The following is a 22,732-nucleotide window of genomic DNA, read 5'->3' as shown; positions in this document are numbered from 1 at the left end:
CCCCCGCCGGGAACCGGCAGACAAACAGGAGATAGACGTGATCCAGCAGGAGTCGCGACTGCGTGTCGCCGACAACACTGGTGCCAAGGAGATCCTTTGCATCCGTGTTCTCGGTGGCTCCGGTCGCCGCTACGCGGGCATCGGTGACGTCATCGTTGCCACCGTCAAGGACGCGATCCCCGGTGGCAACGTGAAGAAGGGTGACGTCGTCAAGGCGGTCATCGTTCGCACCGTGAAGGAACGCCGCCGCCAGGACGGCTCGTACATCCGCTTCGACGAGAACGCCGCCGTCATTCTGAAGAACGACGGCGACCCTCGCGGCACCCGTATCTTCGGCCCGGTGGGCCGTGAGCTGCGCGAGAAGAAGTTCATGAAGATCATCTCGCTCGCGCCGGAGGTGCTGTAAGCATGAAGATCAAGAAGGGCGACCTGGTTCAGGTCATCACCGGTAAGGACAAGGGCAAGCAGGGCAAGGTCATTCTGGCCATCCCTACTGAGAACCGCGTCCTCGTCGAGGGTGTCAACCGGGTCAAGAAGCACACCAAGGCCGGCCAGACCGCTGGTGGCTCGCAGACCGGTGGCATCGTGATCACCGAGGCGCCGATCCACGTCAGCAACGTTCAGCTGGTTGTGGAGAAGGACGGCCAGAAGGTCGTTACCCGCGTCGGTTTCCGCTTCGATGACGAGGGCAACAAGATCCGCGTTGCCAAGCGGACGGGTGAGGACATCTGATGGCTACCACTCCGCGTCTCAAGACGAAGTACCGCGAGGACATCGCGGGCAAGCTGCGTGAAGAGTTCTCCTACGAGAACGTCATGCAGATCCCCGGCCTCGTGAAGATCGTGGTCAACATGGGTGTGGGCGACGCCGCCCGCGACTCCAAGCTGATCGACGGCGCCATCAAGGACCTGACGACGATCACCGGTCAGAAGCCGGCCGTCACGAAGGCCCGCAAGTCCATCGCGCAGTTCAAGCTGCGCGAGGGTCAGCCGATCGGCTGCCACGTCACCCTCCGTGGTGACCGCATGTGGGAGTTCCTGGACCGTACGCTGTCGCTCGCGCTGCCGCGTATCCGTGACTTCCGTGGTCTGTCGCCGAAGCAGTTCGACGGCCGTGGCAACTACACCTTCGGTCTCACGGAGCAGGTCATGTTCCACGAGATCGACCAGGACAAGATCGACCGTACCCGGGGTATGGACATCACCGTGGTCACCACGGCGACCAACGACGCTGAGGGCCGCGCGCTCCTTCGTCACCTCGGCTTCCCCTTCAAGGAGGCGTAAGCGAGATGGCGAAGAAGGCTCTCATCGCGAAGGCTGCCCGCAAGCCCAAGTTCGGTGTGCGTGCGTACACCCGCTGCCAGCGCTGCGGTCGCCCCCACTCCGTGTACCGCAAGTTCGGCCTGTGCCGCGTCTGCCTTCGTGAGATGGCTCACCGTGGCGAGCTGCCGGGCGTGACCAAGAGCTCCTGGTAATTCCCTCTCGTCCGTAAGGACTTGGGAGAAACCAGAGACTCTCGGTAAGCATCTGGACGGCGGATGCCCGGCCGCGCATGCCTTAGGCTTGTGTGGTTGGGCGTCCGCCGCCCATAACGACTTACTACGCCGTAGGTCCCCGCACCGCACCCGTCCCGCCACTGAGTGGGGAGAGGGATGGCGCATACAGGAAACCCCGGCGAGAGAGGCCGAAGGCCACTTCATGACCATGACTGACCCGATCGCAGACATGCTCACGCGTCTGCGTAACGCTAACTCGGCGTACCACGACTCTGTCGTGATGCCGCACAGCAAGATCAAGTCGCACATCGCAGAAATCCTCAAGCAGGAGGGTTTCATCACCGGCTGGAAGGTCGAGGACGCCGAGGTCGGCAAGAACCTCGTCCTCGAGCTGAAGTTCGGCCCGAACCGCGAGCGCTCCATTGCGGGCATCAAGCGGATCTCGAAGCCCGGTCTGCGTGTGTACGCAAAGTCCACCAACCTGCCGAAGGTGCTCGGCGGCCTGGGCGTGGCGATCATCTCCACGTCCCACGGTCTGCTCACCGGCCAGCAGGCAGGCAAGAAGGGCGTAGGTGGGGAAGTCCTCGCCTACGTCTGGTAGTCGGGAACGGAGGAAAAGCAATGTCGCGAATCGGCAAGCTCCCCATCCAGGTTCCCGCCGGTGTGGACGTCACCATCGACGGCCAGGCTGTGGCTGTGAAGGGCCCCAAGGGTTCCCTCGCGCTCACGGTCAAGGCGCCGATCGAGATCGTCAAGGGTGAGGACGGCGTTCTGAACGTCACCCGCCCCAACGACGAGCGTCAGAACAAGGCCCTGCACGGCCTGTCCCGCACGCTGGTGGCGAACATGATCACCGGCGTGACCACGGGTTACGTCAAGGCTCTTGAGATCAGCGGTGTCGGTTACCGCGTCGCCGCGAAGGGCTCCAACCTGGAGTTCCAGCTTGGCTACAGCCACCCGATCCTGATCGAGGCGCCCGAGGGCATCTCCTTCAAGGTCGAGTCGCCCACCAAGTTCTCGGTCGAGGGCATCGACAAGCAGAAGGTCGGCGAGGTCGCCGCCAACATCCGCAAGCTGCGGAAGCCCGACCCGTACAAGGCCAAGGGTGTCAAGTACGCCGGCGAAGTCATCCGCCGCAAGGTCGGAAAGGCTGGTAAGTAGCCATGGCATACGGTGTAAAGATCGCCAAGGGCGACGCGTACAAGCGTGCCGCCAAGGCCCGCCGCCACATCCGCATCCGCAAGAACGTCTCGGGTACGGCGGAGCGTCCGCGCCTCGTCGTGACGCGTTCCAACCGCAACATCGTTGCTCAGGTCATCGACGACCTCCAGGGTCACACCCTGGCGTCCGCGTCGACCCTGGACGCTTCGATCCGTGGTGGCGAAGGCGACAAGAGCTCGCAGGCCCAGGCCGTCGGCGCACTCGTCGCCGAGCGTGCCAAGGCTGCGGGTGTCGAGACCGTCGTGTTCGACCGCGGTGGCAACCGATACGCCGGGCGCATTGCCGCTCTGGCTGACGCCGCCCGCGAAGCCGGGCTGAAGTTCTAAGCCCCGTTTTCCGGGACTCACGGACGTAACAGAGAGAGGTAATCCAATGGCTGGACCCCAGCGCCGCGGAAGCGGTGCCGGTGGCGGCGAGCGGCGGGACCGGAAGGGTCGCGACGGTGGCCCTGCCGCCGAGAAGACCGCTTACGTTGAGCGCGTTGTCGCGATCAACCGCGTCGCCAAGGTTGTCAAGGGTGGTCGCCGCTTCAGCTTCACCGCGCTGGTCGTGGTGGGCGACGGTGACGGCACTGTAGGTGTCGGTTACGGCAAGGCCAAGGAAGTTCCCGCGGCCATTGCCAAGGGTGTCGAGGAAGCCAAGAAGTCCTTCTTCAAGGTTCCGCGCATCCAGGGCACCATTCCTCACCCGATCACGGGTGAGCGTGCCGCGGGCGTCGTGCTGCTGAAGCCGGCCGCCCCCGGTACCGGTGTTATCGCCGGTGGCCCGGTGCGCGCCGTTCTGGAGTGCGCCGGCGTTCACGACATCCTGTCGAAGTCGCTTGGTTCTTCCAACGCGATCAACATCGTGCACGCGACCGTGGCGGCCCTCAAGGGCCTGCAGCGTCCCGAGGAGATCGCGGCTCGCCGTGGTCTGCCCCTCGAGGACGTCGCTCCCGCGGCTCTGCTCCGTGCACGTGCTGGGGCGGGTGCGTAATGGCTCGCCTCAAGGTCACGCAGATCAAGTCGTACATCGGCAGCAAGCAGAACCACCGCGACACGCTGCGTTCGCTCGGGCTCAAGCGCCTGAACGACGTCGTCGTCAAGGAGGACCGCCCCGAGTTCCGCGGAATGGTTCACACCGTCCGCCACCTCGTGACGGTTGAGGAGGTTGACTAACATGGCTGAGAGCAGCCCGCTGAAGGCCCACAACCTCCGTCCCGCCCCCGGCGCCAAGACCGCGAAGACCCGTGTCGGTCGTGGTGAGGCGTCGAAGGGTAAGACGGCCGGTCGTGGTACGAAGGGCCAGAAGGCCCGTTACCAGATCCCGCAGCGCTTCGAGGGTGGGCAGATGCCCCTCCACATGCGTCTGCCGAAGCTCAAGGGCTTCAAGAACCCGTTCCGCACCGAGTTCCAGGTCGTGAACCTGGACAAGCTCGGCGCTCTCTACCCCGAGGGTGGAGAAGTCACGGTGGCCGACCTGGTCGCCAAGGGCGCGGTTCGCAAGAACAGCCTCGTCAAGGTCCTGGGCCAGGGCGAGATCTCCGTGGCGCTGCAGGTTTCGGTTGACGCCGTTTCCGGCTCCGCCAAGGAGAAGATTGCCGCCGCTGGTGGCTCTGTGACCGAGCTCGTCTAAGACGAACTCAGTGACAAATAGCTAGAAACCCGACCGGGGATGCCTCACATATGGGGCATCCCCGGTTGGTCGTTCCGTGGAAGGTGCAGACGCCGGTAAGGTGGCCTGCACCTTTGCTTGTACACATTCGTCGATCCCTCAGACCGTCACCTCTGACGCAGTAGCGCGGGGGTCGCAGGAGGCACCGTGCTCACCGCGTTCGCCCGGGCGTTCAAGACGCCCGACCTGCGCAAGAAGCTGCTTTTCACGCTCGCCATCATCGTGCTGTACCGACTCGGTTCCCACGTGCCGGTACCCGGCGTGAGCTACAAGAACGTTCAGATCTGTGTGGACCAGATGGGGGCGGGCAACAACAGCCTCTTCGGTCTCGTCAACATGTTCAGCGGTGGCGCGCTGCTCCAGATCACGATCTTCGCGCTCGGCATCATGCCGTACATCACGGCGAGCATCATCCTGCAGCTGCTGACCGTGGTCATCCCGAAGCTGGAGAACCTCAAAAAAGAGGGTCAGTCCGGCACGTCGAAGATCACTCAGTACACGCGCTATTTGACGGTCGCGCTCGCGATCCTGCAGGGCACCGGCCTCGTCGCCACCGCCCGCAGCGGAGCCCTCTTCGGGACGTGCTCCGTCAAAGACCAGATCGTTCCCGACCGGTCGATCTTCACCACCGTCGTCATGGTGCTCACCATGACCGCCGGAACCTGCCTGGTCATGTGGCTCGGTGAGCTCATCACCGACCGGGGCATCGGCAACGGTATGTCGATCCTGATGTTCATCTCGATCGCCGCGGGCTTCGTCGGTTCCCTGTGGGCCATCAAGGAGCAGGGCAAGATCGCGGACGGCTGGGTCGAGTTCGGCGTGGTCATCCTGGTCGGCCTCGCGATGGTGGCCCTGGTGGTCTTCGTCGAGCAGGCGCAGCGGCGGATCCCGGTCCAGTACGCGAAGCGCATGATCGGCCGGCGCGCGTACGGCGGCACCTCGACGTACATCCCCCTCAAGGTGAACCAGGCCGGTGTCATCCCGGTCATCTTCGCCTCGTCGCTGCTGTACATCCCGGCGTTGATCGTCCAGTTCAGCGGTTCCACCGCCGGCTGGGCCAACTGGATCAGCAAGCACTTCGTCAAGGGCGATCACCCGTACTACATCGCCACCTACTTCCTCCTGATCGTTTTCTTCGCGTTCTTCTACGTGGCGATCTCGTTCAACCCCGAGGAAGTTGCAGACAACATGAAGAAGTATGGTGGGTTCATTCCGGGCATCCGCGCCGGTCGGCCTACCGCCGAGTACCTCAGCTATGTACTCAACCGGATCACCTGGCCGGGGTCGCTGTACCTGGGTCTGATCGCTCTTGTGCCGACGATGGCGTTGGCCGGCTTCGGAGCGAACCAGAACTTCCCGTTCGGCGGGACGAGCATCCTGATCATCGTGGGTGTGGGTCTGGAAACCGTGAAGCAGATCGAGAGCCAGCTCCAGCAGCGTAATTACGAAGGGTTCCTCCGCTGATGCGAATCGTCCTCGTCGGCCCGCCGGGCGCGGGCAAGGGAACGCAGGCGACTGTGCTTGCCGAAACCTTGTCGATCCCGCACATCTCCACGGGCGACTTGTTCCGGGCCAACATCAGCCAGAAGACGGAGCTGGGCCAGCGCGCGCAGTCCTACATGTCGAAGGGTGACCTCGTCCCCGACCAGGTCACGATCGACATGGCCAAGGACCGCATGGAGCAGCCGGACGCCGCGAACGGCTTCCTGCTCGACGGCTTCCCGCGCAACGTCTCCCAGGCTGAAGCGCTGGACGAGATCCTCAAGGCGCAGGGCATCAAGCTCGACGCCGTCCTCGACCTGGAGGTCGAGGAGGACGAGGTCGTGAAGCGGATCGCCGGGCGGCGCACCTGCCGCAAGGACAACAAGCACATCTTCCACGTGGACTACGCGGCGCCGAAGACCGAAGGCGTGTGCGACACGTGCGGTGGCGAGCTCTACCAGCGTGAGGACGACTCCGAGGCCACGGTGCGCAACCGCCTCGACGTCTACCACACGCAGACGGAGCCGATCATCGACTTCTACAAGGCCCAGGGCCTGCTCGTGACGATCCCCGCCCTCGGCGAGGTCAAGGACGTCACGCAGCGCGCCATGGACGCGCTGAAGAAGTAGCAAGAAGCAGTTCACCTGTAGTGCAGCCCCGGCCGCGGTGTCCCCAGGACGCCGCGGCCGTACTGTTGAAAGACCCGAATCCGAAGGTGGCAGGTACGTCATGGTCCAGATCAAGACCCCCGAGCAGATCGCGAAGATGCGTGAGGCGGGGCTGGTCGTCGCTGCGATCCACGCGGCGACCCGTGAGGCGGCCGTGCCGGGCGCCACGACGCGGGATCTGGACATGGTGGCCCGCAAGGTCATCGCGGATGCCGGCGCCAAGTCGAACTTCCTCGGCTACGGCGGGTTCCCCGCGACCATCTGCACCTCGGTCAACGAGGTCGTCGTCCACGGCATCCCCGACGACAAGACGGTGCTGAAGGACGGCGACATCATCTCGATCGACGCCGGCGCGATCGTCGACGGCTGGCACGGCGACGCCGCGTACACCGCCTTCGTGGGCTCTGGACACGCCCCTGAGCTCGTGGAGCTGTCCCGGGTGACCGAGGAGTCCATGTGGGCCGGTATCGCCGCCATGAAGCTCGGCAACCGCCTCGTGGACATCTCGAAGGCGATCGAGACCTACATCAAGCGGCAGCCGCGCCCGACCACGGGCGAGCACAGCCTCGGCAAGTTCGGGATCATCGAGGACTACGGCGGCCACGGCATCGGTTCCGAGATGCACATGGACCCGCACCTGCTGAACTACGTCTCGCGCAAGCGGGGCAAGGGCATCAAGCTCGTCCCCGGCCTGTGCCTGGCGATCGAGCCGATGGTCTCGCTGGGCACCGCCCAGACGGAGGTCCTGGCGGACGACTGGACGGTCATCACCACGGACGGCACCTGGTCCTCGCACTGGGAGCACTCCATCGCCCTGACCGAGGAGGGACCGATCGTCCTGACCTCCCCGGACTGCGGCAAGGCGAAGCTGGCGGAGTACGGCGTGACCACCGCGCCCGACCCGCTGGGCTGAGCCGGGCCCACGCGGTCCGGTATGGGCAGGATTGATGATCTATCCTGTAGGGCACACTTTCCGGATTCGTCTTTCGGTGGGCCCTGACGTAGACTGACTCGTCGGCTCCTTTGCACCCGCATGTCCTCATGCGAAGGCGGGGAGCTGATCAAGGTAGCCGATTCGAAAGGCGAAGCGTGGCCAAGAAGCAAGGTGCCATCGAAATCGAGGGCACCGTGATCGAGTCCCTCCCGAACGCGATGTTCAAGGTGGAACTCCAGAACGGTCACAAGGTCCTCGCGCACATCAGCGGCAAGATGCGCATGCACTACATCCGCATCCTTCCTGATGACCGGGTTGTCGTGGAGCTCTCTCCCTACGACCTGACGCGTGGCCGGATCGTCTACCGATACAAGTAGATCTTGTCTTCACTCCCGTCCGGACGTCCTGTCCCGACGCGGGTGGTGGCACTGACCCGGAGAACCTCACCAACATGAAGGTCAAGCCGAGCGTCAAGAAGATCTGCGACAAGTGCAAGGTGATCCGCCGTCACGGTCGGGTCATGGTCATCTGCGACAACCTGCGCCACAAGCAGCGCCAGGGCTGACGCACGCCGACCGACCTGCACTACGCAGTTCTTCGCGCGACGTAAGAAAACGTACATACGCAGAACCCGCCCAGCCCTGACCAGGGCCGGCGGCACCTCCGGCGGGGGCCGGGGACCCGGGCGTACCACCACCCACTCAGGAGTGGTCGGCGGTCGGGGTTCGGTTCTGCGGAAGACCCCCGAACACACAGGAGCCATTGAATGGCACGCGTTTCCGGTGTTGACATCCCGCGCGAAAAGCGTGTGGAGATCGCACTTACCTACGTCTTCGGTGTCGGTCGCACCCGGTCCAAGGAAATCCTTGCGGCCACCGGTGTGAACCCCGACACCCGCGTTCGTGACCTGGCCGAAGAGGACCTGGTCAAGATCCGCGAGTACGTGGACGCCAACCTCCGCACCGAGGGTGACCTCCGCCGCGAGATCCAGGCCGACATCCGTCGCAAGGTCGAGATCCAGTGCTACCAGGGTGTTCGCCACCGTCGTGGCCTGCCCGTGCACGGTCAGCGCACCAGCACGAACGCCCGTACCCGCAAGGGTCCGCGTCGCGCGATCGCCGGTAAGAAGAAGCCGGGCAAGAAGTAGTCCTGTTCAGCGGTCTTGCGCTGTAGGACCGACCACCTCCCGTAGGAGATTTAGATGCCCCCCAAGGGTCGTCAGGGCGCTGCCAAGAAGGTGCGCCGCAAGGAAAAGAAGAACGTCGCTCATGGGCACGCCCACATCAAGAGCACGTTCAACAACACCATCGTTTCGATCACGGACCCCGCGGGCAACGTGATCTCCTGGGCCTCCGCCGGCCACGTCGGCTTCAAGGGCTCGCGCAAGTCCACCCCCTTCGCCGCGCAGATGGCCGCCGAGTCGGCCGCCCGTCGCGCGCAGGAGCACGGCATGCGCAAGGTCGACGTCTTCGTCAAGGGTCCCGGCTCCGGCCGTGAGACCGCGATCCGCTCCCTCCAGGCCACCGGCCTCGAGGTCGGCTCGATCCAGGACGTCACCCCCACCCCGCACAACGGCTGCCGTCCGCCCAAGCGTCGCCGCGTCTGATTCGGCGACGCCGGGCTTCGCGCCTGTGCGTCTTTGAGTGTCCGGGCGGTACGAACCCCTCGCGGGGGACGTACCGCCCGTACCCTTGTAGTCCGTGGCCCCCGGGCCACGATCCGTCGGGCGTCAAATAGTGGGCGTCCACGAATGAAGGAATCCACATGCTTATCGCTCAGCGCCCCTCGCTGACCGAAGAGGTCGTAGACGAGTACCGCTCGCGGTTCGTGATCGAGCCGCTGGAGCCGGGCTTCGGCTACACCCTCGGCAACTCGCTCCGCCGCACGCTCCTGTCCTCGATCCCGGGTGCCGCTGTCACCAGCATCCGCGTGGACGGCGTCCTGCACGAGTTCACCACCGTGCCGGGTGTCAAGGAAGACGTCACCGACATCATCCTCAACATCAAGCAGCTGGTCGTCTCCTCGGAGCACGACGAGCCGGTCGTGATGTACCTGCGCAAGCAGGGTCCCGGCCTGGTCACCGCTGCCGACATCGCGCCCCCGGCCGGTGTCGAGGTGCACAACCCGGACCTGGTCCTCGCCACGCTCAACGGCAAGGGCAAGCTGGAGATGGAGCTGACCGTCGAGCGCGGTCGCGGCTACGTCTCCGCCGTCCAGAACAAGCAGCTGGGCCAGGAGATCGGTCGCATCCCGATCGACTCCATCTACAGCCCGGTCCTCAAGGTCACCTACAAGGTCGAGGCGACCCGAGTCGAGCAGCGCACCGACTTCGACAAGCTGATCGTCGACGTCGAGACCAAGCAGGCCATGCGCCCGCGCGACGCCATGGCGTCCGCCGGTAAGACCCTGGTCGAGCTGTTCGGTCTGGCCCGCGAGCTCAACATCGACGCCGAGGGCATCGACATGGGCCCCTCGCCGACGGACGCGGCCCTGGCCGCCGATCTCGCCCTGCCGATCGAGGAGCTCGAGCTCACCGTTCGGTCGTACAACTGCCTCAAGCGCGAGGGCATCCACTCCGTGGGTGAGCTCGTCGCCCGCTCCGAGGCCGACCTGCTCGACATCCGCAACTTCGGTGCGAAGTCGATCGACGAGGTCAAGGCGAAGCTGGCCGGCATGGGCCTGGCCCTCAAGGACAGCCCGCCCGGATTCGACCCGACCGCCGCCGCCGACGCCTTCGGCGCCGACGACGACGCGGACGCCGGTTTCGTCGAGACCGAGCAGTACTGATTCACCCCGTCGCCGGCGGCTGAGGTCTTTGGCCTCAAACGCCGGCCGGGCTTGATTTGAACTTTCCCGCGGCATCCGCCTCGGGGGAACTGTCACCGGTACCTGACACGGCCGGTGCAGATATGAAGGAGTATGACCATGCCGCGTCCCGCAAAGGGTGCCCGTCTGGGCGGCAGCGCCGCGCACGAGAAGCACCTCCTCGCGAACCTCGCGAAGTCGCTCTTCGAGCACGGCCGCATCACCACCACCGAGGCCAAGGCCCGCCGCCTGCGTCCCTACGCCGAGCGTCTGGTGACCAAGGCCAAGAAGGGCGACATCCACAACCGTCGCCTGGTGCTGCAGACGATCACGGACAAGAGCATCGTGCACACGCTGTTCACCGAGATCGCCCCGCGCTACGAGAACCGCCCCGGTGGTTACACGCGCATCACCAAGATCGGCAACCGTCGTGGCGACAACGCCCCGATGGCCGTGATCGAGCTGGTCGAGGCCCTTACGGTCGCCCAGCAGGCCACTGGTGAGGCCGAGGCCGCCACCAAGCGCGCCGTGAAGGAGGCGGAGGCCGCCGAGGCTCCCGCCGCCGAGGAGACCAAGGAGGCCTGATCCCTTCCGGGATCACGCTGAATGGCTCTGAACGGGCCCGCCCCCTCACCGGGGCGGGCCCGTTCTGCATTCCTGAGAGAGGATCTGTCACGTGAGTGACGAGGTGGAGCCCGGGCACGTCCGGGTGCGGCTGGACCTGAGCTACGACGGCAAGGACTTCTCCGGCTGGGCGAAGCAGCGCGTGCTGCGGACCGTCCAGGGGGAGCTGGAGTCGGCCCTGCAGACCGTGATGCGGCTGCCCGACCCGGTGGAGCTGACCGTGGCCGGCCGGACCGACGCGGGCGTGCACGCACGCGGGCAGGTCGCGCAGTTCGACGTACGGGACGAGGTGTGGGCCGAGCACCAGGACAAGCTCCTGCGCCGCCTCGCCGGGCGGCTGCCGCACGACGTACGGGTGTGGAAGGCCGCCGAGGCCCCCGCCGGGTTCAACGCGCGGTTCTCCGCGATCTGGCGCCGCTACGCCTACCGCGTGGGCGACCACCAGGCCGGCGTGGACCCGCTGCGCCGCGGGCACGTGCTCTGGTACCAGTGGCCGCTCGACGTGGACGCCATGAACGAGGCCGCAGCCGCTCTGGTCGGGGAGCACGACTTCGCCGCGTACTGCAAGAAGCGCGAGGGCGCCACGACCATCCGCACCCTCCAGCAGCTCAGCTGGGAGCGGGACGCGGAGGGGATCATCACCGCGACCGTCCGCGCCGACGCCTTCTGCCACAACATGGTCCGCTCGCTGGTCGGGGCCCTGCTGCACGTCGGCGACGGCCACCGGACGACCGACTGGCCCGGGAAGGTGCTGGCCGCGGCCGTACGCGATTCCTCGGTGCACGTGGTCAAGCCGCACGGGCTGACCCTGGAGGAGGTCGGATATCCGGCCGACGAGCTGCTGGCCGCGCGGAGCAAGGAAGCGCGGAACCTGCGGACGCTGCCGGGAGCCGGCTGCTGCTAGGGCGGGGACTCTTCCCCGTACCCGGCTAACTCGTTTGGGCGGATCGGGGCCGGACCTGGACAATGCCCCGCATGGGACATCTCGAAGCCAGCCACCTGGAGTACTACCTTCCCGACGGGCGGGTTCTGCTCCCCGACGTCTCCTTCCGGGTGGGGGAGGGGTCGGTCGTCGCCCTGGTCGGGGCGAACGGGGCCGGCAAGACCACGCTGCTGAAGATGATCTCCGGCGAGCTCCAGCCGCACGGCGGCTCGGTCGTCGTGACCGGCGGGCTGGGTGTGATGTCGCAGTTCGTGGGCTCGGTCCGCGACGAGACGACCGTACGGGACCTGCTGGTCTCGGTGGCCCAGCCGCGGATCCGGGAGGCCGCCAAGGCGGTGGACCGGGCCGAGCGGCTGATCCTGACCGTGGACGACGAAGCCGCCCAGATGAGTTACGCGCAGGCGCTCAGCGACTGGGCCGACGTGCAGGGGTACGAGGCGGAGACGCTGTGGGACGTCTGCACGATGGCCGCGCTGGCGATCCCGTACGACACGGCGCAGTTCCGCGAGGTGCGCACGCTCTCGGGCGGTGAGCAGAAGCGGCTCGTGCTGGAGGCGCTGCTGCGCGGGCCGGACGAGGTGCTGCTCCTCGACGAGCCGGACAACTACCTGGACGTCCCGGGCAAGCGCTGGCTGGAGGAGCAGCTGAAGGCCACGCGCAAGACGGTGCTCTTCGTCAGCCACGACCGGGAGCTGCTGACCCAGGCCGCCGAGAAGATCATCAGCCTGGAGGCGGGCCCGAACGGCTCCGACGTCTGGGTGCACGGCGAGGGCTTCGGCACGTTCCACGCCGCCCGCAAGGAGCGCTTCGCACGCTTCGAGGAGCTCAAGCGGCGCTGGGACGAGGAGCACGCCCGGCTGAAGGCCCTGGTGCTGCGCCTGCGCGGCCAGGCCGCGAGCAGCCCGGACATGGCCTCCCGGTACCACGCGATGCAGACCCGCTTCAAGAAGTTCGAGGAGGCCGGCCCGCCGCCGGAGCCGCCGCGCGAGCAGGACATCAAGATGCGGCTCAAGGGCGGCCGTACGGGCGTGCGCGCCCTCACGGTGGAGAACCTGGAGCTCACCGGGCTGATGAAGCCCTTCTCCCTGGAGGTCTTCTACGGGGAGCGGGTCGCGGTCCTGGGCTCGAACGGCTCCGGGAAGTCCCACTTCCTGCGCCTGATGGCGGGCGAGGACGTCAAGCACACGGGTACGTGGAAGCTCGGCGCCCGCGTGGTCCCCGGCCACTTCGCGCAGACCCACGCGCACCCCGAGCTGTTCGGCCGCACGCTCGTCGACATCCTGTGGACGGAGGCGGCGAAGCCCCTGGGCCAGGCGATGGGCGCCCTGCGCCGCTACGAGCTGGAGCGCCAGGGCGAGCAGCCCTTCGAGCGGCTCTCGGGAGGCCAGCAGGCGCGCTTCCAGATCCTGCTGCTGGAGCTGGCCGGTACGACGGCGCTGCTCCTGGACGAGCCGACGGACAACCTGGACCTGGAGTCGGCGGAGGCGCTGCAGGACGGGCTGGAGGCGTACGACGGCACTGTGTTGTGCGTCACGCACGACCGGTGGTTCGCCCGGACATTTGACCGTTACCTGGTCTTCGGTTCAGACGGTGTTGTACGGGAGACTACGGAGCCCGTCTGGGACGAACGTAGGGTCGAGCGGAAGCGCTAGGGGGAGACCGCCCCCGGCTTGGGTCGAGGGGACTTCGTTGTGGGGCTGCGGCCGAGTGTCTGGGTCATGAAGTGGGACAGCCCGTCCTCATGGGACCGGGGGGTGGCCTGGCTGCTGCGGCCGGCCCCCCGGTCCTGGCGGTTCGTGGGTCTGGTGATCCTGCTGTCGGTGGCGGTCTCCGCGAGCCTGCGGGAGAACTGGGGTTCGGACAACGCCTTCGTGGTCAAGGCGGCCGACGCCCTGCTCGCCGGGGTCTCCCCGTACGAGGACAAGCGGTTCCTCTACCTGCCCAGCGCCGTGATCATGGCGATTCCCGAGGCCCTGCTGCCGGCGCCGCTGCTGCGCTGCGTGCTGCCGCTGGGGATGACCGGGCTCGTCGGCCTCGGCTGGTGGGCCTCGCTGCGGCTGTTCTCGGTCCCGGTGCGCTCGCGGTTCGCGGTGGGCGGTTTCGCGCTGTTCGCGCTGGCCTACAAGCCGTACATCAACCTCGTGCTGATCGCGAACTGGACGGCCATCTCCGCCGCCGCCCTGCCGGTGGCGCTGCTGCTGGCGCACCGCAAGCACTGGGCCGCGGCCGGGCTGGTGGTGGGCCTGGCCATCGCGTGCAAGCCGATGCTGGTGCCGATCGGGCTGCTCTTCCTCCTGGCGCGGCAGTGGCGGGGGCTGGCCCTGGCGGTGGGGGTGCCGGTGGGGCTCTCGCTGGCGGGGGCGCTGATGATGCCGCACCCGATGCTGTTCTTCACCAAGACCCTGCCGTTCCTGCTGCAGGGCCAGGATTCCTACGCGCTGCCCTGGGACGCCTCGCCGATCGCGGCGCTGCCCCGGCTGGGGGTGCCCGCTCCGCTGGCGGTGGCGCTGGCCTTCGCGGGGGCCGGGTGCGGGCTGTGGGCGACCTGGCGGCGCTGGCGGCGGCCGGTCGAGACGGACGGCGACGCGGGTGAGCTGCGGTTGGTGGAGACGGCCTGCATGGTGATGCTCGCCGCGTTCCTGGTGTCGCGGCCCTCCTTCGACCACTACCTGATCGTGGTGCTCCCGCTGCTGCTGGCATCGGGGGTGCGGGCGGGCTCGATGCCGCGCTCGCCCTGGTTCTGGCTGGCGCTGGTGCCGCAGACCGCGGGCCTTCCGTGGCCCTCGGAGTTCGAGGCCAAGAGGCGGGCATTCCGGGACATGGTGACCCTGTGCGCGCTCGCCGGACTGCTGGCGCGTCGAGCACTGCGTCCGATCCGGGTTACTCTGGAACTCGTAACAACTACGGGGTCCCCACCCAGGACCGAACCGGAGTGCGCCGCAACCCCCGTCGAGACGGGATCGCGGACCGCGTTTTGACCCTTCCAGGTCTTCAGGGGTACCCTGCTGGTTCGTTATGCGTATTGGCTTGCTCATTCTCACGTGAATTTGCCTTACGCCGGTCCACCGGGCCGATGACCAGCGGTACACACGGGTTGCGTCTCCGATGTGAACCAGGGCTGTCGTGATCGTCCGTGGTGACCCATGTCAGGACCCGTCCCTCGGGCTCACCCCCCGGGGATGACCCACCACTGAAGAAGCGAAGGCATACGCGTGCGTACGTTCAGCCCCAAGCCCGGCGACATCTCGCGCCAGTGGCACGTCATCGACGCCCAGGATGTTGTCCTCGGCCGTCTGGCGACCCAGGCCGCTACCCTCCTGCGGGGTAAGCACAAGCCGACTTACGCCCCCCACATGGACATGGGCGACTTCGTCATCATCATCAACGCCGACAAGGTTCACCTGTCCGGCAACAAGGCGACCCAGAAGATGGCGTACCGCCACTCCGGCTTCCCGGGTGGTCTGCGTTCGGTCCGCTACGACGACCTCCTGGCGAACAACCCGGAGAAGGCCGTCGAGAAGGCCATCAAGGGCATGATCCCCAAGAACACCCTGGGCCGTCAGATGCTCTCGAAGCTGAAGGTCTACTCGGGCGATGTGCACCCCCACGCTGCTCAGCAGCCGGTGCCGTTCGAGATCACCCAGGTCGCGCAGTAGTTCCGGCCACCACACCCCCTAAGACAAGAAACTTCTGAGGAGCATCGTGGCCGAGACCACCGCCGAGACTGTCGTCGAAGAGTTCGAGGGCAACGTCGAGGAATACACCACCGAGACTGCGGACGTAGTCGAGGGTGACTACACGTCCGAGTCCCTTGCCGGCCGCTTCGGTGACCCCCAGCCGGCCGCCGGCCTGGGCCGTCGCAAGAACGCCATCGCCCGCGTCCGGATCGTTCCGGGCACCGGCAAGTGGAAGATCAACGGTCGCACCCTTGAGGACTACTTCCCCAACAAGGTGCACCAGCAGGAAGTCAACGAGCCGTTCAAGCTCCTTGAGCTGGACAACCGCTACGACGTCATCGCCCGCATCTCGGGTGGCGGCGTTTCCGGTCAGGCCGGCGCCCTGCGCCTCGGTGTGGCCCGTGCGCTGAACGAGGCGGACGTGGACAACAACCGCCCGGCGCTGAAGAAGGCCGGCTTCCTCTCCCGCGACGACCGTGCGGTCGAGCGCAAGAAGGCCGGTCTCAAGAAGGCCCGTAAGGCTCCGCAGTACAGCAAGCGTTAATCTCGCCTGCTGTTCAGCACGATTCCGCCCCGGCAGCACTCTGTGTGCTGCCGGGGCGGTTCGTTTACCGCCAAAAGCGGCAAATAATTGGCACAACTGCTCATAGCGAAGTGTGAACTCGGGAGGACAACAGTGGGACGACTCTTCGGGACGGACGGTGTACGAGGCGTCGCCAACGCGGATCTGACGGCCGAGCTCGCGCTCGGCCTCTCCGTGGCGGCCGCGCACGTACTGGCCGAGGCGGGCACCTTCGCTGGTCATCGGGCCACCGCGGTGGTCGGCCGGGACCCCCGGGCCTCGGGCGAGTTCCTGGAGGCCGCAGTCGTCGCCGGCCTCGCGAGCGCGGGCGTGGACGTCCTGCGCGTCGGTGTGCTGCCCACCCCGGCGGTGGCGTATCTCACCGGTGCGCTGGGCGCCGACCTCGGTGTCATGCTCTCGGCCAGCCACAACGCCATGCCCGACAACGGCATCAAGTTCTTCGCGCGCGGCGGCCACAAGCTCGCCGACGAGCTGGAGGACCGGATCGAGACGGTCTACGAGGACCACCGCACGGGCGCTCCGTGGGACCGTCCGACGGGCGGCGGCGTCGGCCGCGTCTCCGACTACACCGAGGGCTTCGACAAGTACGTCGCCCACCTCATGGGTGTGCTGCCCAACCGCCTCGACGGCCTCAAGGTCGTCCTGGACGAGGCGCACGGCGCGGCCGCCTACGTCTCGCCCGAGGCGTTCACCCGGGCCGGCGCGGAGATCGTCACCATCGGTGCCGAGCCCGACGGCCTGAACATCAACGACGGTTGCGGCTCCACCCACCTCGGTCTGCTGAAGCAGGCCGTCGTCGAGCACGGTGCCGACCTCGGCATCGCGCACGACGGGGACGCCGACCGCTGCCTCGCCGTGGACGCGAACGGCGAGGAGGTCGACGGGGACCAGATCCTCGCGGTGCTCGCGCTGGCGATGCGCGAGGCCGGGCACCTGCGCGAGGACACCGTCGTCGCCACCGTGATGTCGAACCTGGGCTTCAAGCTGGCCATGGAGTCCGAGGGCATCAGCGTCGTGCAGACCGGCGTCGGCGACCGGTACGTCCTGGAGTCGATGAAGGAGCACGGGTACGCGCTGGGCGGCGAGCAGTCCGGCCACGTGATCATCCTCGACCACGCCACCACCGGCGACGGCACCCTGACCGGCCTGATGCTGGCGGCCCGGATCGCGGCCACCGGCAAGTCCATGGCCGAGCTGACCGGGGTCATGACGCGGCTGCCGCAGGTGCTGGTCAACGTCCCCGACGTGGACAAGTCGCGGGTCACCACCTCCGGCGAGCTGGCCGCGGCCGTCGCCGAGGCGGAGCGGGAGCTCGGCACGACCGGGCGCGTGCTGCTGCGTTCCTCGGGCACCGAGCCCCTCGTGCGCGTGATGGTGGAGGCCGCCGACATCGAGCAGGCCCGCTCGGTCGCGGGGCGCCTCGCGGACGTGGTGAAGTCGGCGCTCGGCTAGAGCCCGCCCGACGGTCATGACAGCGGCCCCGCGCTACGAAGCTTCGTAGCGCGGGGCCGTCGTCATGCCGGGGTGCGGGGCTCAGGCCTTGGGCGCCGCGCGCCGCCAGTGGCCCCGCTGGGTGCGCCACAGGAGCTTCTGGCCGAGCAGGGTCAGGACCCCGGCCAGCATGATCCCGAAGAGGTTCAGGAGCAGCTGTTCCATCGAGCCCCACATCTGGCCGAACTCGCCGTAGCCGAGCGCCACGGCCGCGTTGGCGGCCGCCGGGACCGTGGTCACCGAGATCGCGACGCCGACCAGTGCGCCGGACTTCGCCGAGGTCAGGGAGAGCACCCCGGCCACGCCGGCGAGCAGCGCCACGACGAAGGAGAACAGGTCCGGCTGCCAGATGAAGCTGGTGTTGGGGCGGGGCTTGTCGAGCATGCCGTGGTGGAAGAGCCCGAGCGCGTCCATGACCAGGGTGAAGACGGTGGTCGCGACCATCGCGGCGGCGAAGCCCACCAGCAGGGCGACCAGCGAGCGGGCGGCCAGCTTGGGGGCGCGCTGCACCACGGCGGTGCAGACGCCGGCGAGCGGGCCGAACTCCGGGCCGACCGCCATCGCGCCCACGATGAGGATGGCATTGTCGAGGACCACGCCGCAGGCCGCGATCATCGTTGCGATGATCATGAAGGCGCTGTAGGTGATGGTGAGGGTGGACTCCTCGTGGGTCGCCTCGCTCAGCTGTTCCCACAGGACGGCGTCGGCCGCCTCGCCCGGAGCCTCCTCCTCGGCCCGGTCGGCACGGTCCGAGAGGGAGAGGTCGATGTTCTCGACCGCGATCGACCCGTCCTTGTCGATGCCGAGCTCCCGGAGCTCTTGCAGGAGCTGGTCACCCGCCTCGCGGGCGACGTCGCACAGCACGATGTCGCCCTCCGGGATGCGGGCGGCGCCGGGCAGCACGGCCAGATGGGTGGTGCCGACCGTCCCCTCGACGATCCGGACCACGGCGTCCGTCCGGTCCGACGGAATGATCATCCGTAGATGCAGCATGGCCGCACCCTAGCTTCCGTGGGGCCCGGGGCGGCCGCGCGGCGCTCAGAGCTTGCGCAGACTCAGCTTCTGCACCTTGTGGTCCGGGCCCTTGCGGACGACCAGGGTGGCGCGGCCGCGGGTCGGGGCCACGTTCTCCAGCAGGTTGGGCTTGTTGATGGTCCGCCACATCGTCTGCGCGTACTCCAGGGCCTCCTCCTCCGAGACCTGGGTGTACTTCCGGAAGTAGGAGAAGGGGTTCTGGAACGCCGTCTCGCGCAGCTTGCGGAAGCGGTTGAGGTACCAGCGCTCGATGTCCTCGGGGCGGGCGTCCACGTACACGCTGAAGTCGAAGTAGTCGGCGAGGCCGACGCGGGTGCGGCCGTCCTTGCCCGGCATGGCGGGCTGCAGGACGTTGAGCCCCTCGACGATCAGGATGTCGGGACGCCGGACGACGAGCCGCTCGTCGGGGACGATGTCGTAGATCAGGTGCGAGTAGACCGGGGCCGTGACCTCGTCCTTGCCCGCCTTGATGTCGGCGACGAAGCGGGTCAGCGCGCGGCGGTCGTAGGACTCGGGGAAGCCCTTGCGTGCGGTCAGACCGCGCCGCTCCAGCTCCTTCATCGGGTAGAGGAAGCCGTCGGTGGTGACCAGCTCCACGCGCGGGTGCTCCGGCCAGCGGGCCAGCAGGGCCTGGAGGAGACGGGCCACGGTGGACTTGCCGACGGCGACCGAGCCGGCGACCCCTATGACGAAGGGCGTGCCCTGCTGGGCGCCGTGGCCGTTGCCGGCGTCGCCGAGGAAGGTGTTGAGCGTGCCGCGCAGGTTGCTGGTGGCGCCGACGTACAGGTTCAGCAGGCGGGAGAGCGGCAGGTAGACGTCGCGGACCTCGTCGAGGTCGATGACGTCGCCCAGCCCGCGCAGCCGCTCGACCTCGTCGGCCGTCAGCGGGAGCGGGGTGCGCTCGCGCAGGGCGCTCCACTCGGCACGGGTGAGGTCTACGTAGGGGGAGGCCTCGTGGCCCCGGCGGCGCGTGGGGTGCGCGGCGTGCGTGGGGAGCTCGGGGTGCGTGGGGAGCTCCGATCCGTCGGGGCGCTCCGTTGCGCGGTCCGGCGTGCTTCGTGGCGGCGAAGAGATCACACGGCCATTGTCACGGGTCGCGGCCCGCCGTGGGTGGTGTGGTCGGTCACGTGGAGCGGGGTCTTATGGCCCCGGGTGGGTGGGTTGTACGGGGGACGGTCTCGATCGGGAGCCCCTGGGGTACCAGCAGGGTCACGATGCGCGGCGCGTGCGGGCAACTCCGGAACGGTGTCGGTGGGGCCCCGTACGGTGTGGATCACCGCAGCTCGTGACGCCGCCCCCGATTCGGGGCGGTCGGGCGCGCTGCCGTTTCCGTAGACCTTTCCTGTGGGGGAACACCACCGTGCGCACCGCATTCGTCCGCCGTACCGTCCTGTCCGCCTCGGCCGTGTCCCTGGCGCTGCTCGTGACCGCTTGCGGGGGGTCCGCGAAGTCCGACGCCAAGCCCGACGCCAAGACGTCCGCCTCCGCCCCGGCGGCTACGGGCTCCAAGGCCAAGACGGCCGCCGAGCTCGTCCCGCTGCTCGTGGCCCAGGCCGACCTGCCCGACCACGTCCTCAAGCCGGCGACCGAGGAGGAGGTCAAGGCCGGTGCGGACCTCGCCAGCGACAAGCCCGCCTGCCTCCCGCTGATCCAGGCGCAGTCGATGGCCCCGGTCGGCACCGCCGCGGGAACCGCACGGATCAAGGGTGTGGCCAAGCCGAAGGCCGCGGACCCGGACGCGAGCGAGGCGGAGAAGGCGAAGGCGGGGCTCGATGCCCTCGGGTCGACCGTCACGGCCGTCGCCCTGTCCTCGTACGAGGGGAAGGGTGCGGAGGAGGCCTTCGCCTCCCTCAAGAACGCGGGCACGGCCTGCGCGGGCGGGTTCGGGGTCCGCATGGGCGGCGAGCCGGGCAAGATCAGCAAGGTGGCCCCCGCCGCCCTCGTGACCGCGGGGGACGAGGCGCTCGCCTACTCCGTCGAGCTGGAGGACGAAGAGCTGGGGGAGAAGGCCACGACGGAGCTCGTGGTCGTGCGCAAGGGGAACTCCCTCGTCACTTTCTCGGCCCTCAGCCTGGCCGGCAACGCCGAGCAGCCGAAGGCCATCGTCGCGGCGCAGGTCAAGAAGCTCGGCTGACGACCCGTCCGGCGTGCTCGTCCACGCGTGCGTCCACCCCGCCCCGGCACATTCGCCGGGGCGGGGTTTTCGTCTTGTTCAGGTACCGGGCGCGGAGCCAACTACGGCGTACCCTGCGGCTTATGTGCGGAATCGTGGGTTACGTGGGAGCGCAGTCGGCGCTCGATGTGGTCATTGCCGGACTCAAGCGGCTCGAATACCGCGGCTACGACTCGGCGGGTGTCGCCGTGCTCGCCGACGGGGAACTCGCCGCCGTCAAGAAGGCCGGCAAGCTGGTCAATCTGGAGAAGGAGCTGGTCGGGCACCCGCTGCCGACCGGTTCCACGGGGCTCGGACACACCCGGTGGGCCACCCATGGAGGGCCCACCGACGTCAACGCCCACCCCCACCTCGACAATTCGGGGCGCGTGGCCGTCGTGCACAACGGGATCATCGAGAACTTCGCCGCGCTGCGGGCCGAGCTGGCCGAGCGCGGGCACCGGCTGGAGTCCGAGACGGACACCGAGGTCGTGGCGCACCTGCTGGCCGAGCGGTTCGAGGGCGCCGGCGGGGACCTCACGGAGGCGATGCGGCAGGTGTGCCGTCAGCTCGACGGGGCCTTCACGCTGGTCGCCGTGCACGCCGACCAGCCGGACGTGGTGGTCGGCGCGCGCCGCAACTCGCCGCTCGTGGTGGGCGTCGGAGAGGGCGAGAACTTCCTCGCCTCCGACGTGGCCGCCTTCATCGCCCACACCCGCTCCGCGATCGAGCTGGGGCAGGACCAGGTCGTGGAGCTGCGCCGCGACGGCGTCACGGTGACCAACTTCGACGGTTCGGCCGCGAACGTGCGGGCGTACCACGTGGACTGGGACGCCTCGGCGGCCGAGAAGGGGGGCTACGACTACTTCATGCTCAAGGAGATCGCCGAGCAGCCCAAGGCCGTCGCCGACACCCTCCTCGGCAGGATCGACGCGAACGGCCTGCTGACCCTCGACGAGGTGCGCATCCCCGACTCGGTGCTGCGCGAGGTCGACAAGGTCGTGATCGTGGCGTGCGGTACGGCGTACCACGCGGCCATGATCGCGAAGCTGGCCATCGAGCACTGGACGCGCATCCCCTGCGAGACGGAGCTGGCCAGCGAGTTCCGCTACCGCGACCCGATCCTGGACCAGCGCACGCTGGTGATCGCGATCTCGCAGTCCGGCGAGACGATGGACACCCTGATGGCGCTGCGGCACGCCCGCGAGCAGGGCGCCAAGGTGCTGGCCGTCTGCAATACGAACGGCTCGACGATCCCGCGCGAGTCGGACGCCGTGCTGTACACGCACGCCGGACCCGAGGTGGCCGTCGCCTCGACGAAGGCGTTCCTGACGCAGCTCGTGGCCTGCTACCTGGTCGCCCTCTACCTCGGGCAGGTCCGGGGCACGAAGTGGGGCGACGAGATCCGGTCCGTGATCCGGGAGCTGTCGGACATCGCCGCGGCGGTGGACACCGTACTGGAGACCATGGAGCCGGTACGGGAGCTGGCGCGGTCGCTCGCCGACAAGAACACCGTGCTGTTCCTGGGGCGGCACGTCGGCTACCCGGTGGCGCTGGAGGGCGCGCTCAAGCTCAAGGAGCTCGCGTACATGCACGCCGAGGGCTTCGCGGCGGGCGAGCTCAAGCACGGGCCGATCGCGCTCATCGAGAAGGACCTGCCGGTCGTGGTCGTCGTACCGTCGCCGCGCGGGCGCTCGGTGCTGCACGACAAGATCGTGTCCAACATCCAGGAGATCCGGGCGCGCGGGGCACGGACCATCGTGATCGCCGAGGAGGGGGACGAGGCGGTGGTCCCGTACGCCGACCACCTCATCCGCATCCCGGCCACCCCGACGCTGCTCCAGCCGCTCGTGGCCACCGTGCCGCTGCAGGTGTTCGCGTGCGAGCTGGCGACGGCGCGCGGCAACGAGGTGGACCAGCCGCGTAACCTCGCGAAGTCCGTGACCGTGGAGTGAGCGAAGCGAGTTTG

Annotated in this window: 29 protein-coding genes; 27 read left to right on the top strand and 2 right to left on the bottom strand. The window is 67.9% G+C overall.

The window, feature by feature from the left end:
• The first annotated feature begins 37 nt into the window (after positions 1-37).
• The 25 genes from rplN (at position 38) to glmM (ending at position 17,537) form a co-directional block, all read left to right on the top strand.
• The gene (gene rplN, locus OG898_RS08165; RefSeq protein ID WP_003956455.1) at positions 38-406 is read left to right on the top strand and encodes a 50S ribosomal protein L14; all 369 of its coding nucleotides are present in this window, start codon (positions 38-40) and stop codon (positions 404-406) included.
• Between the two features lie 2 nt (positions 407-408).
• Positions 409-732: a 50S ribosomal protein L24 gene (gene rplX / locus OG898_RS08160; RefSeq protein WP_215023444.1), complete on the top strand. Its 324-nt coding sequence runs from the start codon at positions 409-411 to the stop codon at positions 730-732.
• Complete coding sequence (gene rplE / locus OG898_RS08155) at positions 732-1,283, top strand: 50S ribosomal protein L5 (protein WP_030008469.1); 552 nt, start codon at positions 732-734, stop codon at positions 1,281-1,283. The genes rplX and rplE overlap by 1 nt, the downstream gene beginning before the upstream one ends.
• Positions 1,284-1,288: 5 nt before the next feature.
• Positions 1,289-1,474 carry a type Z 30S ribosomal protein S14 gene (locus OG898_RS08150; RefSeq protein ID WP_003956452.1) on the top strand — a complete coding sequence of 62 codons (186 nt, stop codon included), beginning with the start codon at positions 1,289-1,291 and terminating at the stop codon, positions 1,472-1,474.
• A gap of 223 nt (positions 1,475-1,697) precedes the next feature.
• Complete coding sequence (gene rpsH, locus OG898_RS08145) at positions 1,698-2,096, top strand: 30S ribosomal protein S8 (RefSeq protein ID WP_008739698.1); 399 nt, start codon at positions 1,698-1,700, stop codon at positions 2,094-2,096.
• A gap of 20 nt (positions 2,097-2,116) precedes the next feature.
• The gene (gene rplF, locus OG898_RS08140) at positions 2,117-2,656 is read left to right on the top strand and encodes a 50S ribosomal protein L6 (protein ID WP_243333369.1); all 540 of its coding nucleotides are present in this window, start codon (positions 2,117-2,119) and stop codon (positions 2,654-2,656) included.
• A gap of 2 nt (positions 2,657-2,658) precedes the next feature.
• Positions 2,659-3,042 carry a 50S ribosomal protein L18 gene (gene rplR / locus OG898_RS08135; RefSeq protein WP_030008471.1) on the top strand — a complete coding sequence of 128 codons (384 nt, stop codon included), beginning with the start codon at positions 2,659-2,661 and terminating at the stop codon, positions 3,040-3,042.
• Between the two features lie 46 nt (positions 3,043-3,088).
• Positions 3,089-3,691: a 30S ribosomal protein S5 gene (rpsE, locus tag OG898_RS08130; RefSeq protein WP_008739695.1), complete on the top strand. Its 603-nt coding sequence runs from the start codon at positions 3,089-3,091 to the stop codon at positions 3,689-3,691.
• The gene (gene rpmD, locus OG898_RS08125) at positions 3,691-3,873 is read left to right on the top strand and encodes a 50S ribosomal protein L30 (protein WP_112447741.1); all 183 of its coding nucleotides are present in this window, start codon (positions 3,691-3,693) and stop codon (positions 3,871-3,873) included. Before rpsE ends, rpmD begins: the two co-directional genes overlap by 1 nt.
• Position 3,874: 1 nt before the next feature.
• Positions 3,875-4,330, top strand: coding sequence for a 50S ribosomal protein L15 (rplO, locus tag OG898_RS08120; RefSeq protein ID WP_243333371.1), 456 nt, complete (start codon positions 3,875-3,877; stop codon positions 4,328-4,330).
• 186 nt (positions 4,331-4,516) lie between these two features.
• Positions 4,517-5,833, top strand: a complete 1,317-nt coding sequence (gene secY / locus OG898_RS08115) for a preprotein translocase subunit SecY (RefSeq protein WP_250751461.1) — start codon at positions 4,517-4,519, stop codon at positions 5,831-5,833.
• The gene (locus OG898_RS08110) at positions 5,833-6,480 is read left to right on the top strand and encodes an adenylate kinase (protein ID WP_250751463.1); all 648 of its coding nucleotides are present in this window, start codon (positions 5,833-5,835) and stop codon (positions 6,478-6,480) included. The genes secY and OG898_RS08110 overlap by 1 nt, the downstream gene beginning before the upstream one ends.
• Before the next feature lie 100 nt (positions 6,481-6,580).
• A complete protein-coding gene (gene map / locus OG898_RS08105) occupies positions 6,581-7,432 on the top strand; it encodes a type I methionyl aminopeptidase (RefSeq protein ID WP_250751465.1) in 852 nt (283 codons plus the stop codon).
• 176 nt (positions 7,433-7,608) lie between these two features.
• Positions 7,609-7,830, top strand: coding sequence for a translation initiation factor IF-1 (gene infA / locus OG898_RS08100; protein WP_003956442.1), 222 nt, complete (start codon positions 7,609-7,611; stop codon positions 7,828-7,830).
• A gap of 74 nt (positions 7,831-7,904) precedes the next feature.
• Complete coding sequence (gene rpmJ / locus OG898_RS08095) at positions 7,905-8,018, top strand: 50S ribosomal protein L36 (protein WP_003956441.1); 114 nt, start codon at positions 7,905-7,907, stop codon at positions 8,016-8,018.
• Positions 8,019-8,219: 201 nt separating this feature from the next.
• Positions 8,220-8,600, top strand: coding sequence for a 30S ribosomal protein S13 (gene rpsM / locus OG898_RS08090; RefSeq protein WP_053682609.1), 381 nt, complete (start codon positions 8,220-8,222; stop codon positions 8,598-8,600).
• A gap of 54 nt (positions 8,601-8,654) precedes the next feature.
• On the top strand, positions 8,655-9,059 hold the full coding sequence (rpsK, locus tag OG898_RS08085; protein WP_006376016.1) for a 30S ribosomal protein S11: 405 nt from the start codon (positions 8,655-8,657) through the stop codon (positions 9,057-9,059).
• Positions 9,060-9,217: 158 nt separating this feature from the next.
• On the top strand, positions 9,218-10,240 hold the full coding sequence (locus tag OG898_RS08080) for a DNA-directed RNA polymerase subunit alpha (RefSeq protein WP_008739666.1): 1,023 nt from the start codon (positions 9,218-9,220) through the stop codon (positions 10,238-10,240).
• Positions 10,241-10,378: 138 nt separating this feature from the next.
• Positions 10,379-10,843, top strand: a complete 465-nt coding sequence (gene rplQ / locus OG898_RS08075; protein ID WP_250751467.1) for a 50S ribosomal protein L17 — start codon at positions 10,379-10,381, stop codon at positions 10,841-10,843.
• Between the two features lie 91 nt (positions 10,844-10,934).
• Entirely contained in the window at positions 10,935-11,786 is an 852-nt protein-coding gene (gene truA, locus OG898_RS08070; RefSeq protein ID WP_243333379.1) for a tRNA pseudouridine(38-40) synthase TruA, read from the top strand.
• Positions 11,787-11,857: 71 nt separating this feature from the next.
• Entirely contained in the window at positions 11,858-13,477 is a 1,620-nt protein-coding gene (locus OG898_RS08065; RefSeq protein WP_266955870.1) for an ABC-F family ATP-binding cassette domain-containing protein, read from the top strand.
• A gap of 66 nt (positions 13,478-13,543) precedes the next feature.
• Positions 13,544-14,803 carry a glycosyltransferase family 87 protein gene (locus OG898_RS08060; protein WP_250751471.1) on the top strand — a complete coding sequence of 420 codons (1,260 nt, stop codon included), beginning with the start codon at positions 13,544-13,546 and terminating at the stop codon, positions 14,801-14,803.
• A 234-nt stretch (positions 14,804-15,037) separates the two neighbouring features.
• Entirely contained in the window at positions 15,038-15,481 is a 444-nt protein-coding gene (gene rplM, locus OG898_RS08055) for a 50S ribosomal protein L13 (protein ID WP_112447734.1), read from the top strand.
• A gap of 46 nt (positions 15,482-15,527) precedes the next feature.
• Positions 15,528-16,046 (top strand): 30S ribosomal protein S9, encoded by a 519-nt coding sequence (gene rpsI, locus OG898_RS08050; protein ID WP_250751473.1) that lies wholly within the window; start codon positions 15,528-15,530, stop codon positions 16,044-16,046.
• Positions 16,047-16,178: 132 nt separating this feature from the next.
• Positions 16,179-17,537 (top strand): phosphoglucosamine mutase, encoded by a 1,359-nt coding sequence (glmM, locus tag OG898_RS08045; protein WP_250751476.1) that lies wholly within the window; start codon positions 16,179-16,181, stop codon positions 17,535-17,537.
• Positions 17,538-17,618: 81 nt separating this feature from the next.
• Here the strand turns inward: glmM and OG898_RS08040 are convergent, their stop codons facing one another.
• Together OG898_RS08040 and coaA are read right to left on the bottom strand one after the other, a co-directional pair.
• Entirely contained in the window at positions 17,619-18,569 is a 951-nt protein-coding gene (locus tag OG898_RS08040; RefSeq protein WP_250751479.1) for a DUF389 domain-containing protein, read from the bottom strand.
• A 45-nt stretch (positions 18,570-18,614) separates the two neighbouring features.
• A complete protein-coding gene (gene coaA / locus OG898_RS08035) occupies positions 18,615-19,688 on the bottom strand; it encodes a type I pantothenate kinase (RefSeq protein WP_250751482.1) in 1,074 nt (357 codons plus the stop codon).
• Positions 19,689-19,971: 283 nt separating this feature from the next.
• Here coaA and OG898_RS08030 point away from each other — a divergent pair, with 283 nt between their 5' ends.
• Positions 19,972-20,745: a hypothetical protein gene (locus OG898_RS08030; RefSeq protein ID WP_266955866.1), complete on the top strand. Its 774-nt coding sequence runs from the start codon at positions 19,972-19,974 to the stop codon at positions 20,743-20,745.
• Between the two features lie 122 nt (positions 20,746-20,867).
• On the top strand, positions 20,868-22,718 hold the full coding sequence (glmS, locus tag OG898_RS08025; protein WP_250751488.1) for a glutamine--fructose-6-phosphate transaminase (isomerizing): 1,851 nt from the start codon (positions 20,868-20,870) through the stop codon (positions 22,716-22,718).
• Positions 22,719-22,732: the final 14 nt, after the last annotated feature.

This window comes from Streptomyces sp. NBC_00193 (assembly GCF_026342735.1).
In the GTDB taxonomy this organism is placed as follows: domain Bacteria; phylum Actinomycetota; class Actinomycetes; order Streptomycetales; family Streptomycetaceae; genus Streptomyces; species Streptomyces stoeckheimensis.
Note: the sequence above shows the minus strand (reverse complement) of the source record. Positions and strands in the feature narration are given on the sequence as shown.

Bases quoted from the DNA above. Each gene is read 5' to 3' on its own strand.
- OG898_RS08110 (WP_250751463.1), top strand. From the start codon at position 5,833: ATGCGAATCGTCCTCGTCGGCCCGCCGGGCGCGGGCAAGGGAACGCAG.
- rplQ (WP_250751467.1), top strand. From the start codon at position 10,379: ATGCCGCGTCCCGCAAAGGGTGCCCGTCTGGGCGGCAGCGCCGCGCAC.
- rpsK (WP_006376016.1), top strand. From the start codon at position 8,655: ATGCCCCCCAAGGGTCGTCAGGGCGCTGCCAAGAAGGTGCGCCGCAAG.
- rpsH (WP_008739698.1), top strand. From the start codon at position 1,698: ATGACCATGACTGACCCGATCGCAGACATGCTCACGCGTCTGCGTAAC.
- OG898_RS08065 (WP_266955870.1), top strand. From the start codon at position 11,858: ATGGGACATCTCGAAGCCAGCCACCTGGAGTACTACCTTCCCGACGGG.
- OG898_RS08080 (WP_008739666.1), top strand. From the start codon at position 9,218: ATGCTTATCGCTCAGCGCCCCTCGCTGACCGAAGAGGTCGTAGACGAG.
- rplX (WP_215023444.1), top strand. From the start codon at position 409: ATGAAGATCAAGAAGGGCGACCTGGTTCAGGTCATCACCGGTAAGGAC.
- rplF (WP_243333369.1), top strand. From the start codon at position 2,117: ATGTCGCGAATCGGCAAGCTCCCCATCCAGGTTCCCGCCGGTGTGGAC.
- OG898_RS08040 (WP_250751479.1), bottom strand. From the start codon at position 18,569: ATGCTGCATCTACGGATGATCATTCCGTCGGACCGGACGGACGCCGTG.
- rplO (WP_243333371.1), top strand. From the start codon at position 3,875: ATGGCTGAGAGCAGCCCGCTGAAGGCCCACAACCTCCGTCCCGCCCCC.
- rplE (WP_030008469.1), top strand. From the start codon at position 732: ATGGCTACCACTCCGCGTCTCAAGACGAAGTACCGCGAGGACATCGCG.
- OG898_RS08060 (WP_250751471.1), top strand. From the start codon at position 13,544: ATGAAGTGGGACAGCCCGTCCTCATGGGACCGGGGGGTGGCCTGGCTG.
- rpsM (WP_053682609.1), top strand. From the start codon at position 8,220: ATGGCACGCGTTTCCGGTGTTGACATCCCGCGCGAAAAGCGTGTGGAG.
- rpsE (WP_008739695.1), top strand. From the start codon at position 3,089: ATGGCTGGACCCCAGCGCCGCGGAAGCGGTGCCGGTGGCGGCGAGCGG.
- glmS (WP_250751488.1), top strand. From the start codon at position 20,868: ATGTGCGGAATCGTGGGTTACGTGGGAGCGCAGTCGGCGCTCGATGTG.
- map (WP_250751465.1), top strand. From the start codon at position 6,581: ATGGTCCAGATCAAGACCCCCGAGCAGATCGCGAAGATGCGTGAGGCG.
- rpmD (WP_112447741.1), top strand. From the start codon at position 3,691: ATGGCTCGCCTCAAGGTCACGCAGATCAAGTCGTACATCGGCAGCAAG.
- rpmJ (WP_003956441.1), top strand. From the start codon at position 7,905: ATGAAGGTCAAGCCGAGCGTCAAGAAGATCTGCGACAAGTGCAAGGTG.
- rplR (WP_030008471.1), top strand. From the start codon at position 2,659: ATGGCATACGGTGTAAAGATCGCCAAGGGCGACGCGTACAAGCGTGCC.
- OG898_RS08150 (WP_003956452.1), top strand. From the start codon at position 1,289: ATGGCGAAGAAGGCTCTCATCGCGAAGGCTGCCCGCAAGCCCAAGTTC.